This window comes from Gimesia fumaroli (genome assembly GCF_007754425.1).
Taxonomy (GTDB): Bacteria; Planctomycetota; Planctomycetia; order Planctomycetales; family Planctomycetaceae; genus Gimesia; species Gimesia fumaroli.
Genome location: NZ_CP037452.1, coordinates 5918984 through 5931514 on the forward strand (window position 1 = coordinate 5918984; position 12531 = coordinate 5931514).

Consider the following 12531-nt stretch of genomic DNA (forward strand, 5'->3'; position numbering starts at 1 on the left):
TTTTTAACTCTTTTCTTTCTTACTTTTCGATTTTTTTCTTGTATTAGATATGTGTGACACCGGCAGCCTGCATTTCATCACAGGCGCGCTGCACGTCACCCGGGTTTAAATTCACTCCCCGGCACCCTTCCCGGATCAGACTGGTTTTCAAACCGAGCTTGATCGCATCGAGGGCCGTATATTTGACGCAGTAATCTGTAGCCAGCCCCATGATCACAACTTCATTGACGGCGCGTTGTTTTAAATACTCCGCCAGTCCCGTGGAATGCTGATGACAGTTATTAAAAAAGCCGCTATAGCTGTCGATATTAGTATCTGTGCCTTTATGCAAGACACGCGTAATACGATCCGTGTGCAGATCAGCGTGAAGTTCCGCGCCCGGTGTTCCCTGCACACAGTGATCGGGCCATAAAACCTGCTCCAGGCCTCTTAACTCAATCACGTCACCAATCTGTTTGTGATCATGCTGACTGGCAAAACTCTTGTGATTTTCCGGATGCCAGTCCTGCGTCGCAATAACAAGCTCAAAACGGTGCATCCACTCATTGGCAACGGAAATGACTTGATCTCCCTGGGAAACAGCAAGTGGCCCTCCCGGCAGGAAATCATATTGCAGGTCAACCAGGATTAATGCTTTCATCGTTCTATTGTTCTATTCAATAAGGTGGCAACAGGCGACGAAACCCAAGCGTTAACACTACGGAAGCAAACATTAGATTTCGCGGTATTGTTGCCAGCCAGTACATGGAAGGTGGTTTCAAAGCTTCTGTTGAAAGTGATCCTTCCGACAGACTCGTTGCCAACAATTCCATCCACGCAGTAGTACGAGGCCACTCCATCAGGCGTTCTTTCCATTCAACGGGAATGGCATCGGCTCCCAGATTTGCACCACTGACCGCACCGGTAATCGCAGCCACACTGTCAGTATCGCCTCCAAGCATCACGGCATTTTCCACCGACCGTCGAAAATCATCGGGTGAATAAGCCCAGCAATACAAGGCAGCCGGAACCGTTTGATTCACGTAACCACTGATCCCTCTTCCCCAGCCTGCAGCCTCCGCATAACGCTCGGGTGATGCTCCTACTGAGAGATGTTGGATCGCACTTCGGAGCGAATTTTGTAACTCTTCGTTTTGCACTGTCGAAACAGTGGACTGCAAAAACTCGAGTGGATTACAAGCGGCTCCCTGAATTGTCTGTCGCGCTGCTTGTGCAATCAGCAGTGCACCTGCTTCTGCTCTTGAATCCACATGAGTCATGCGTGTGCTGGAATAGACCAGCTTGGACAGATGCTCCTCGTCTTCAGCACACACTCCTAATATCGCAGACCTCATTGCCGGTCCGTTCCCGGCACTATTCACGCCACTTCGTTGCGGATGAAATCCAACCAGCAGCTTAAGACAGGCCCTCAGTGTCGCAAAACCAACGCCTGCCGGCACACACAGGAACCAGCGTTTCAATTCTCGTGCAAACTGTTTTTCAAATTGAGTGACATCGCCCCGGGAAATTACCACAGCACGCCCCACCATGAGAGTATGTTCGGTATCATCGCTACACAAACCCCGTCCCCAGATCAGATTCTGTTTCAGGGGAGGTCCGCCGTAAAGTCGACGGGCCCGTTGTTTTGATAATCCTTCCCGCTTCAATCCCACAGAGTCAGCGACTGCTGTACCAAGAATACATCCCAATATATTTGAATAACGTTCCATGTCAGATCTCGAAGTGAAATCCCTGTTTGGTGAGACGCCGATATTTGCGGCGATCAAATTTATAAAGTCGTGCCGCGCGATGGGCGACGTCTGTTTCGACTTCATCCAGTTCGACAAGAATTCCCATGTTGAGAATTTTCTTGCGGAAATTGCGTTTATCCAGCTGACGATCCAGAATGACCTCGTACAAATGCTGAATCTGACGCAGCGTGAACTTGGCAGGCAGCAGTTCAAATCCAATTGGCTGATAGCGAACCTTGCCTCGCAAACGCTCATGCGCCATCTTCAAGATTTTCGGGTGATCAAATGCGAGCGAGGGCACATCCTCAATGGCAAACCAGGCCGCGTTTCGAGCATCGGTGGCAGCATGCACGCGGTGATCGGCAAGGTTCACTAAAGCATAATAGGCCACCGTTACTACGCGTTCGCGCGGATCGCGGTCGACCTCGCCGATCGTGTAGAGTTGCTCGAGGTAGACATTTTCGATGCCGGTTTCTTCGCTTAATTCACGGCGGGCCGCTTCTTCAAGCGTTTCTTCCAGACGGACAAAACCGCCAGGCAACGCCCAGCAACCTTCAAACGGCTCCAGATCACGCTGAATCAGCAAGACTTTCAAATCTTCCTCATCCAGCCCAAATACTACGCAGTCAACCGTGAGCGCCGCTCGGGGATATTCGTAATGATAATTCATTCTCAAACCTTTAGTGTATACAACACACTAATATTAGTGTCTATACAACACCTTGACAATCAAAAAACAAACAGGTTCACAAAAAAACTGAGACCGGTCAAAAAATGTGACCGAAATTATAACAGATCCCGCATTTCGCTTAACTCCTGCTCGAAACCGCCAGAGAGAATCGGAAAGCGGCACCAGGTTTTCGGGTCTAGATTCTCATCGTCCACATGAAACGAAGGCGCATAACGTTCTCGTTTCCATTGATTGCGTGACCAGAGTCGGAAGAAACGTTCAATCCAATCCTCCAACTGTGCGGGTGCGTATTCTGGAAATTCTACCCGCGCCATACGAAACAGATCCACGGGCGCCTGCTTGTCACGAATAGCGGCTCGCTCGACCCAATCCAGCAGATCGTAGGGCATCAAATCTTGTTCGTCTGTCTGGCCCGCGTTCTGCGGGCGTAATTCCGCCGTCGGTTCCTGAAGATTGATCAAATCGAGCACCGGTAGATTTCCTGTTTCCCGCGGCCCGGTCTCACACATCCAGTTCAGCCAGCGACGTAAAAATGCTTTATCGATTCCTGAAATCGGCGAGAGTCCGCCGCAGGTATCGCCGTCCATCGTCGTATAGCCTACCGCCGCCTCTGATCGATTGCTGGTTGCCAATAGCAGTGAGTCCCGCACATTCGCAACCAACCACACACCGGGGGCACGGACGCGCGCCTGGATATTCTGGAGAGCGATATCATCCTCGTCCCAGTTGAGATCTCGACCGACCGCTTCCGACACAATGTCGGTGTACGCTTCCACAATCGAATCTACATCCAGCCTGAGATACTCCGCCCCCAGTGCCTCGGCAAGTGAAGCAGCCGCCTGCTCGGTTGTCTCAGAACTGTTTCGCGTGGCCTGATACATGCACGTCAGCAGTCTGGGCAAGATCTGTTCGGCTGTCTTTAGCTCCGCCAATCTTTCGATATAAGCCAGTTTGGAGAGAAATTTTTCTGTCCCTAATTCATCCAGCCCCAGTTTCAGCAGCAGCCAGACCAGAACGGCGGCAGCAGCCGAATCCGCACCACCACTGAGAGAAATCACGAAACCTTTCGCACGGCTTTTTCGCAAGTAATCAAACAGCGCCAGAGCAATCGTGCGGGCAAACTCTTCTTCTTTGACAGCGGGCCCGTGTTCCCACATGGGAATTTTATTCTGGACCGTCTCAGGTTCGATGTCCGGAAATGAAAATAAAACGGCCACACGATTCGCTGTTAGATGAGCTTGCTGTGGTTGAAAACTCATCAGCCGGGCGCGGTTCATGCGTGTCAGATCAACGTCAACAATGGCAGTGGTGAGCACAACATCGGCAAAGGACAACCGGCGTCCTTCTGCCAACAACTTTCCACTACTGGCAATCAGCGCGGCGCCATCGTAAATAATGCGTCCCGCCTCATTGCCGAGCAGGTTCGTATAGACATAAGTCACGCCATATGCCCTGGAGCTTTCAAGCACCAGCCGACGACGAATCTCCTGTTTACCAAAGGCAAAATGACTGGCACTCGGATTCAAAATCAGATCCACGGCTGCCTGCGATAAGGCGTGCGCGGGTCGATGTGAGGCCCAGGCGTCTTCGCAGATTTCAAATCCGATCCGTACCCCCTTGCAATCAAAGATCAGATTCCCAATCGGATAGGAACGACCTTGAATTTCAATTTCGCTCACCTGGCGGGCATCCCAAGGCTTAAACCAGCGGGGTTCATAATGAATTCCTTCACCGGCAAGCTGATTTTTAGCAACAAAGCCCAAAATCTGTTGATCGGCGATCAGGCAGGCACAATTATAAAGAGCTCCGCCGTGAAATAGAGGAAGGCCCAGTGATACTACAAGCCCTTCGGTCAAAGGGACCAGATCCAATAATACCTGTAGCGCCCTTTGCTGAACGCCCACTGAGAGAAACGCATCCTCACATCCATAACCAGTGATACACAATTCGGGCAAGCAGATCAGGCTGGCTCCCTGATCGCGGGCAGCGGCGATCGCGGATTGAATATGGGTGACGTTGCCTTCCCAGTCCAGCGGGGTCTGATTGAGAGCGGCGGTTGTGACTTTGATGAGTTGCATCGTCGTGTCAATTCATTTTCAGCAGTTGAATAATCATTGTTGTCTCATAATGGAATCTGTGTGCCACGCGCCCGATGAATCCATTCTGTCTTCAATTCGTGGAGTTGCTCTTCCAAGCCGACAGGATAAGCTTGAGGATTCTCATGCCGCCGCACTCCCACATGAAACAAAGCAAGCTGCTGCTCAACCCGCTCCCGGATTATTGACAGTGATTCGTGCCGATAGACAATGTCTCCATTGCGAACAACGGGAACCAGCAGATTCACGGCTTTCAGATCACCCCCCAAAGGACGTCGCTGTGTCGGGTCCAGTAGATCCACCATGACCACCGTGTCCAGCCTGGCATTGAACTCATTATACATCACATCGGCAACAGCACCTGATTCATTCTGGAACCGTCGAACCTGCAGCATACCGGGCGTTGAGGTTTTAATGGCCTGCTCCGATAATTTCAGTTTCGGCTCCCATTCCCCCGCTTCATTTTTTACTGCACCCAACTTATAGACGCCTCCCAGTGCAGGCTGGTCATACGCGGTCACCAGTCTCGTGCCAACGCCCCAGACGGCAATCGTCGCCCCTTGTGATTTCAGACTGGTGATGACTGCTTCATCCAGATCGTTACTCGCAACAATCGCGACATTGGTCAGTCCGGCTTCATCTAACAACTGACGTGCTTCGATGCTCAATTGAGCCAGATCGCCGGAATCAAGGCGTATGCCCACCATTTCGTGGCCCGTTTCCCGCAGTCTCAGCCCGACTTGGATCGCATTTCGCACACCATCCAGCGTGTCGTAGGTATCGACGAGGAACACACAATTATTCGGCATCGCGTGAGCATACTCTTCAAATGCAGAGAGTTCATCATCGAATGACATCACCCAGCTGTGAGCGTGGGTCCCTCTAACGGGGATCTCAAACAGCTTTCCCGCCAACACATTGGAAGTGGCCGCACAACCGCCAATGTACGCGGCACGGCTGGCCGCTAAGCCGCCATCTATTCCCTGGGCACGCCGGAGACCAAACTCCAGCACAGGATCGCCCCCCGTCGCTGCACAAATCCGTGCGGATTTGGTGGCAATCAACGTCTGAAAATTCACGAGATTCAACAATGCCGTCTCCAGAAGCTGACACTGCAGGATCGGACCTTTCACACGCACCAGAGGCTCATGCGGAAAGACAACCGTTCCTTCCGGCACGGCATCCAGATCACAGCTAAATTTCAGTTCCGACAGATAGGTCAAAAACTCTGTGGCAAACAGCGGCTCACCATCGTTTCCTTTCAGCTCTGAAAGATATTCAATATCCTCAGCGGTGAACCGAAAGTGCTTCAGATAGTCGAGCACATATTCCAGCCCCGCAGCAATTGTGTAGCCCCCTTGAAACGGGTTGCTCCGAAAGAATAAATGAAAGACCGCTTCCCGCTCGGACCGCCCTGACTTCCAATAGCCTTGCGACATCGTCAGCTGATAGAGGTCTGTCAGGAGCGCTAAAGAGGTTTCATAGATGTTTGTAAGCATTATTGTTTCTCCCCGGAACACTTAGTGTATCATATACACTTTCGTATATCAGATCAAGCTTACTTGAGGAGATTTTAAATCAAGCGACTGGCTTATCCCCCCCGATTTTATCTTCCCGAGTTCTCAAAGTTCAGGCGGACAATTACCTGATACCAGCAAATCATCCGTGATGCGGACTGAAAATGAAACAGAAAACACAATTGCCGGGCTGAATTCGGTCTAATCTTTGAAAAGATTCTCTTTAATCTTCAGCAGATACTGACCATAACTGGTATTGGCCAGTGATTCTGCCTGCTTTGCCAGTTCTGTTTTGGAGATCCAGCCCTTTTGATAGGCGATCTCTTCTAAACAGGCAATTTTGAGTCCCTGGCGTTTTTCGATCGTTTGAAAGAAGTGCCCTGCGTCCTGCAGGCTTTCGTGGGTCCCGGTATCAAACCAGGCGTGCCCCCGCCCCAGCAGTTCGACTTTCAAATCACCCCGTTTGAGATAGGTATTATTCACCGTGGTAATTTCCAGTTCCCCCCGCGCAGACGGTTTCACGTTTTTGGCGATCTCCACGACATTGTTATCATAAAAATAAAGTCCGGTGACTGCATAGTTGGACTTGGGAACCTGTGGCTTCTCTTCGATGGAAATCGCACGTTTTTCCCGGTCGAACTCCACGACACCAAAACGCTCCGGATCCTGTACCTGATAACCAAACACAGTGGCCCCGGTTTCCCGTTGCGCCGCGGCCCGTAAACTCTCTGTCAGACCATGGCCGTAGAAGATATTATCGCCGAGAACCAGACAGACCGGATCCTGCCCAATAAATTTTTCACCAATTAGAAAAGCCTGTGCGATCCCCTCGGGCGCTGGTTGCTCCGCATACTCAAATCGCAGGCCCCATTGTTTTCCCGTTTCCAATAAGTCCTGAAACATGGGCAGGTCATGAGGAGTGGAAATGATTAAGATGTCTCTGATCCCCGCTAACATCAGAGACGAAAGTGGATAATAAATCATCGGTTTGTCATAAATCGGGAGCAGCTGTTTTGAAATCACTTTTGTGACGGGATGCAGCCGGGTACCGGCGCCCCCTGCCAGAATAATACCTTTTCGCGACATTCTATTTCCCTGCAGTGATTCAATGACGATTCTGTAGATGAGGAGATTTTAGATGAGATCTGAAACCTGACAGCGCGACCGGCTTCAAGGAGTTCGTATTGAAATATACGCCATAAGCGAAGCGGTTTTCTTTATTTTACCTGAGAAAACCGGTGATTTCTCAAGTTTCACGCAAAACCGCCCCGTTTTTTGAAGAATTTGACGCAATTTTCAGTCACGATCTGAAAATCCGGTATTGCTCAAATGACAACCAGAGCCGCAATGACTCAAGCTGTTTTCCGCATGTGATCACGTTGGATTCGATCTTGTAGCGATTATTACTGCCTGCTACTGTTCCCCCACCACTTAGAAATCCGGTCCTGAGCTGTCTCCTTCTTAAAAAAGGAAAAACGTCATGGAACAATCTCCGATGAACCGTCGCGATTTCAATAAGCTGACCGTCGCAGCAATGAGCGGAGCAGTCTCAGCCAGCCAAAGTGCGACGGCGGACGAAAATGAAGCGGCTCGCCAACAGCCTTATAATATTGTGATGGTGATGGCCGATCAGGAAGCTTATCACCTGAATCAAGCAGCCGGTTATGAACTCCCCTCGCGCGCAGAACTGAGTCGCCGGGGAACCACCTTTGAAAACCATTATATCGCCGCCGCGATGTGTACTCCATCACGGGGAGCGCTCTTCAGCGGACATCCTCCCCAAATCAATGGGGTGTTCGACCAGATGGAACTCGGTTATGTTCCCAGCTTGAATAAAGACAAGCCGAGTATCGGGACAGTGATGAAGGACCTCGGATATGCAACCGCGTACTTTGGAAAATTTGAACTCCTGCGCGACATCATCTACCCCAAGGACACGATTAATTATACCAAAGCACTAAACGAATACGGTTTCGACACTTTTGCCCCGGATGGAGACAAGATCGGTGGTCCCAACCAGGGCTATGATACCGACAATTATACGGTTGCAGCCGGGAACCGCTGGCTGCGAACCAACGCGCAGCAACTGAATCGCGAAGGCAAACCCTGGTTTTTACTGACCAGCATGGTCAGCCCGCACGACATTATGTACGCCGATGGGAATCTGCCAGACGAAAAAGTTCAGGTCTCTCAAGCTGGTGCCGAATTAACCCATCCGCCTCAAAACAGTCTCTATCAATATCCATGGCAATTTGCCCTCTCACCCAGCCGGCTTCAGTCCCTCAATCCTCCCGCTCGACCGGACGCGCAGTTGCAATACCTGGAAGGATGGTCGTACTGGCTGGGAACGATTCCCACGAATCGAACCGATATGTGGAGAATCTTTTATAACTACTATCTCAATTTAATCCGTGATAATGACCGCATGCTGCAATCGCTGCTGGCGACGTGTGATGAACTGGATCTCTGGAATAATACGATCTTCATCTTCACCGCCGATCATGGCGAATTAGGAGGTAGTCACGGCGGACTTCGGGGGAAAGGGCCGTTTCCGTTTGAGCAACAGTCACACGTCCCGCTGATCATTGTTCATCCGGATCATCAGGGAGGACGCAGTTGTACTGCCGTTACCAGCCATATCGATCTGTTACCCACGCTGGCCAGTTTAACAGGACAATCCTCTGACGCACAGAAAAAAGCAACTCAGAGTATGCCCGGTAAAGATATCTCGGTCTTGCTGTATCAACCGGAGTCAGCTCCCTCTGATGCGATTCGAAAAGGGGCCTTGTTTAATTATGTCGGCCTACAGACCATCGATGCCAATTACTTAAAAAAGATTGCCCCTCTCCAGGCACATAGCAAGTTTGTACCACCCCTCAAAGAACTCCACCCCAATCTAAAAAAACGCGGCTTCCTGAATTTCGTATTTGATGGGCGCTATAAATACGCCCGGTATTACTCACCCAGCGAATTTAACATGCCAGAAACGCTCGAACAGATATATAAATACAACGACCTTGAACTGTTTGACCTTTACTGTGACCCCCATGAAATGAACAACCTGGCGATGGAGCCGGAAGCAAACAGGGAACTGATCTTAAGATTAAACGGCTTAATGAACGAACTGATGATGCAAGAAGTCGGCGTCCATGACGGCCAGTTCTTGCCTGCAGCAGTCCGCCCCAAAGGGCCGATCAAGTTCTGAGTAAACCTGCAACAGGATCAATGACCGGACACTCAACGTGGCTATTTCTCTACAGGAACGATTCGCATGATCGTATCCATAATACGATCATGATGTTTCGTGCGATTCACTGTGTTACTCTGCATCAGCAGCACGCCGACCAGATCCCGATTGAAATCGATCCAGGCGACAGGACCCGAGTAACCAGGATGCGATAGAATTACCGAAGGACCATATTTATTGTTTTCTTTAAACTGAAACGCGAGTGCGTAGCGGTCGTTGGTTCCCGGCTGTGGCAGATAGAGTTGCTGCAAGATCCTTCGATCGATGAACGGTTTCCCATTGTATACACCACGGCTCAGGTGCATCTGCATCAAAGTACCGATATCGTCAAGGGTTGAATAGACACCGCCGCCAGCGGTTGAAAATCGTTTGTCCTGACGCTCTGCCACTTCCAGACCAAAGTTGTCCAGCTCAAAGACGCCTGCTTTGTTCGACTGATACAGAGGCGCCAGACGTTTCAATTCTGCTAGCGTTGGCTGAATGGTGGTATTCTTCAAATTGAGTGGCTTGAAGACGCGTTCCTGCATCAGTTCGACAAATGTTTTTCCGGTGACCTTCTCCGCAACACAGGCAGAGAGATCGATGGGGCGACCATACATCATCTTTGTCCCGGGTTCCGCAACCAGCCCCAGTTTCAGGCAGCCGTTCACGAAATCCTGATGCGTCTGGGGGAAAATATAGTCCTTCAATTCCGGACTAGTTTTCTCCAGCTGTTTGTTCACTTTGAGCCAGTTGTCATTCGGGATTCCCGACGTATGACTGAGCACGTGACGTATACGGACCGGTTGTTTCGGCTTGGAGCCATCTGGCAAGCGAATCTCAGCAAACTCGGGAAACGTTTTCGCGATCGGATCATCAAACGTTAATAGACCGTCATCCATCAGAGACGCCATCAGGGTCGCGGTAAACAGCTTGCCCGTGGAGGCCAGCCAGCAGAGCTGATCCACGGTAAACGGATCTTTGGTTTCAATGTTAACAACGCCGTGCGCTTCGCGCATGATGACTTTGCCGCGATGAATCAGCAGCACGGAGATCCCCGGATAATATCCTTCGTCAATCACCGCCTGGATTTCTGAACGAATAGCATTACGGTCTGCTTTCGTGAGTGTAAAGGGGGGCCGCTCTTGCGGAATGACCTTATCTCCCGCTCTGGCAGACACCGTCACTGTGAGAAAAAGGATCAGGCAGAGCATAATTCGTGTCATCAGTTTCATGGTTGCGCCCCTTCAAAAGACCAGTTTTTTTCGCCGGCCCCTTTGCCGGTAAATTGGATTCTCTGAATTTCTAAGGGAGCCTCGTTTGCCGGCAGATAGAGCCGCACGATACCCGTTTTGCCTTCAACGGGGAGCTTCAGTTCAACATCCTGCCAGTCTTCCCTCCCTTTAAAGGTATACTCAACGATCTGGCCCGTGCGTGGAAACGTCTCCTGATCTGCCGTCTTCCATTGTACTTTGCCTGCCCCACCCGATTTGCTACGCAAGCGAAGCTTTAACGTCAGTGGTCCTGTCAGTTTGACTTGCGCGGTTCCGAGAAATGGTGTGCGACCATCGGCTTCGATTCGAGCGGCTCCTTTGACCAACGACAACTTACACATTTTCGGAACCAGTCCGAACGAGGGGCCTCGCCTCGGTGTTTTCCGACGTGGATTAAAATCGGGATTGGGTTTAGGCGCGAGCGCGTTTGTCTCCCGGGTGAATTCCTCAATCAATGCATCCAGCTCTTTCACCTTGTCCGGCATTTTTGCAGCCAGGTTCGTCGATTCGCCGATGTCTTCTTTCAGATTATAAAGCTCATACAGGTCTGGATAACTGGGATGCGGTTCCCAGCGACGGATCAGTTTATAGTCGCCAGCTCGTACTGATGCAGCGGGAATCAGATGCGGAAACCAAGTGAAGTAGGCTTCGCGTTTCAACGTTCCCTGCTGTAACAACACTGGCAGAATTGAGACGCCATCCAGAATTTGCTCTTTAGGTTTGTCGACTTTCACGGCATCAAGGATCGTTGGATACAAATCAATGGGGCCGACAATAGCATCAGAAATTGAACCAGGTTTGATGTGCTTCGGCCAGCGAACCATCAGTGGCACGCGTTGTCCTCCTTCATAGATTCGCCCTTTCCCTTCGCGCAGTGGCGCGTTATTCGTGGGTGCTTCCCCCTTGGCCCATTTACGATAACTTTTGATCGTCTCATACTTGGGATGCTTTGGCGTGACATTCCTCAGCTTGGGATCGTCGGCACGCCAGCTATGCGTATTGCCGCCATTATCGGAATAGAAAATGAAAATGGTATTGTCGGTCAGATTCAATTCGTCGAGTTTATCCAGCACACGTCCCAGACTTTCATCGACGTTCTGCAGCATCGACCCCATTACGGGATTACGCTGTTCGCCGCGCGGGTCTTTCTTCTTCGCATACCGAGCCGTGTACTCTGCTTTATGTTGCCACGGGCCATGTACCGAATACTGCCAGAGATTCAGATAGAACGGCTCTTTCTGGTGTTGTTCAATGAACCGCAGTGCTTCGTCTGTCAATCGATCAGTGATGTGCTCTCCTTCGGGGCCATCGGTAATATTGCCAACCTTATGCCTGCCGGTGGGTCGCCCCTCGGCATGCACTCCATATGGAGAAAAATAATTTGGCGGTCCCGGGTCGGGAGCACAGTGCCAGATCGTTTCGAACCCCTGTTTATCGGGCCAATGCTGTTGCATCGCACCCAGGTGCCATTTACCAAAGTGACCCGTGCGATAGCCGGCGTCTCGCAAGACTTCTGAGAGTGTGATCAGCTTCGGATCGAGATAACGTTTACTTGCCGGGTAAATAAATTGCTTGTTAGGTGACCTCTTTGTTTCATAGTGGCGTCCCTCTGGTAAAGGCGGCTGATGGCCTGCGGCGCTGGTGATCCCGTGACGAGACGAATATTGACCGCTCAAAATCGAAGCCCGCGTCGGCGAACAAAGCGGCACGGCATACGCGTTCGTAAACCGCATCGACTGCTTTGCCAGACGCTCCATCTGAGGAGTTTCGTAAAACTGAGATCCGTAAACCGAGCTGTCCATCCAGCCCATGTCGTCGACCAGAAACAGCACGACATTCGGTCTGGCAGGGGCATCAGCAAATACCGGCACCAGTACACAGAAAAACAGAACCAGACAGAACATCGATTTCCAAAGAGGCGATTTCATGTGATTGACTTTCCCAATGAGAGCGGTGTGGTGTTGATTCTTTCCCTACTGAATCAGAACAGCGATACG

At 50.8% G+C, this 12531-nt stretch carries 9 protein-coding genes; 1 reads left to right on the forward strand and 8 read right to left on the reverse strand.

Annotated features, from left to right (window positions below):
• Positions 1-43: 43 nt before the first annotated feature.
• From pncA to rfbA, 6 genes are all read right to left on the reverse strand, one after another.
• Entirely contained in the window at positions 44-640 is a 597-nt protein-coding gene (gene pncA, locus Enr17x_RS22420) for a bifunctional nicotinamidase/pyrazinamidase (protein ID WP_145311922.1), read from the reverse strand.
• Positions 641-656: 16 nt separating this feature from the next.
• The gene (locus Enr17x_RS22425; protein WP_198000746.1) at positions 657-1709 is read right to left on the reverse strand and encodes an ADP-ribosylglycohydrolase family protein; all 1053 of its coding nucleotides are present in this window, start codon (positions 1707-1709) and stop codon (positions 657-659) included.
• Position 1710: 1 nt separating this feature from the next.
• On the reverse strand, positions 1711-2400 hold the full coding sequence (locus tag Enr17x_RS22430) for an NUDIX hydrolase (protein WP_145311924.1): 690 nt from the start codon (positions 2398-2400) through the stop codon (positions 1711-1713).
• A 116-nt stretch (positions 2401-2516) separates the two neighbouring features.
• Entirely contained in the window at positions 2517-4499 is a 1983-nt protein-coding gene (gene nadE / locus Enr17x_RS22435) for an NAD(+) synthase (protein WP_145311925.1), read from the reverse strand.
• Positions 4500-4543: 44 nt separating this feature from the next.
• Entirely contained in the window at positions 4544-6016 is a 1473-nt protein-coding gene (locus tag Enr17x_RS22440) for a nicotinate phosphoribosyltransferase (protein ID WP_145311926.1), read from the reverse strand.
• Between the two features lie 219 nt (positions 6017-6235).
• The gene (gene rfbA, locus Enr17x_RS22445) at positions 6236-7120 is read right to left on the reverse strand and encodes a glucose-1-phosphate thymidylyltransferase RfbA (RefSeq protein ID WP_145311927.1); all 885 of its coding nucleotides are present in this window, start codon (positions 7118-7120) and stop codon (positions 6236-6238) included.
• Between the two features lie 394 nt (positions 7121-7514).
• On the opposite strand from rfbA, the gene Enr17x_RS22450 reads away from it, so the two are divergent.
• Positions 7515-9239, forward strand: coding sequence for a sulfatase-like hydrolase/transferase (locus Enr17x_RS22450; protein WP_145311928.1), 1725 nt, complete (start codon positions 7515-7517; stop codon positions 9237-9239).
• A gap of 41 nt (positions 9240-9280) precedes the next feature.
• Here the strand turns inward: Enr17x_RS22450 and Enr17x_RS22455 are convergent, their stop codons facing one another.
• Both Enr17x_RS22455 and Enr17x_RS22460 read right to left on the reverse strand, forming a co-directional pair.
• The gene (locus Enr17x_RS22455) at positions 9281-10495 is read right to left on the reverse strand and encodes a serine hydrolase domain-containing protein (protein ID WP_145311929.1); all 1215 of its coding nucleotides are present in this window, start codon (positions 10493-10495) and stop codon (positions 9281-9283) included.
• Entirely contained in the window at positions 10492-12462 is a 1971-nt protein-coding gene (locus Enr17x_RS22460; RefSeq protein WP_232100817.1) for a sulfatase, read from the reverse strand. The genes Enr17x_RS22455 and Enr17x_RS22460 overlap by 4 nt, the downstream gene beginning before the upstream one ends.
• Positions 12463-12531: the final 69 nt, after the last annotated feature.

What these genes read in the sequence shown, in the direction of transcription:
- nadE (WP_145311925.1), bottom strand. Translation starts at nt 4,499, where the DNA reads ATGCAACTCATCAAAGTCACAACCGCCGCTCTCAATCAGACCCCGCTG.
- Enr17x_RS22425 (WP_198000746.1), bottom strand. Translation starts at nt 1,709, where the DNA reads ATGGAACGTTATTCAAATATATTGGGATGTATTCTTGGTACAGCAGTC.
- rfbA (WP_145311927.1), bottom strand. Translation starts at nt 7,120, where the DNA reads ATGTCGCGAAAAGGTATTATTCTGGCAGGGGGCGCCGGTACCCGGCTG.
- pncA (WP_145311922.1), bottom strand. Translation starts at nt 640, where the DNA reads ATGAAAGCATTAATCCTGGTTGACCTGCAATATGATTTCCTGCCGGGA.
- Enr17x_RS22450 (WP_145311928.1), top strand. Translation starts at nt 7,515, where the DNA reads ATGGAACAATCTCCGATGAACCGTCGCGATTTCAATAAGCTGACCGTC.
- Enr17x_RS22460 (WP_232100817.1), bottom strand. Translation starts at nt 12,462, where the DNA reads ATGAAATCGCCTCTTTGGAAATCGATGTTCTGTCTGGTTCTGTTTTTC.
- Enr17x_RS22440 (WP_145311926.1), bottom strand. Translation starts at nt 6,016, where the DNA reads ATGCTTACAAACATCTATGAAACCTCTTTAGCGCTCCTGACAGACCTC.
- Enr17x_RS22430 (WP_145311924.1), bottom strand. Translation starts at nt 2,400, where the DNA reads ATGAATTATCATTACGAATATCCCCGAGCGGCGCTCACGGTTGACTGC.
- Enr17x_RS22455 (WP_145311929.1), bottom strand. Translation starts at nt 10,495, where the DNA reads ATGAAACTGATGACACGAATTATGCTCTGCCTGATCCTTTTTCTCACA.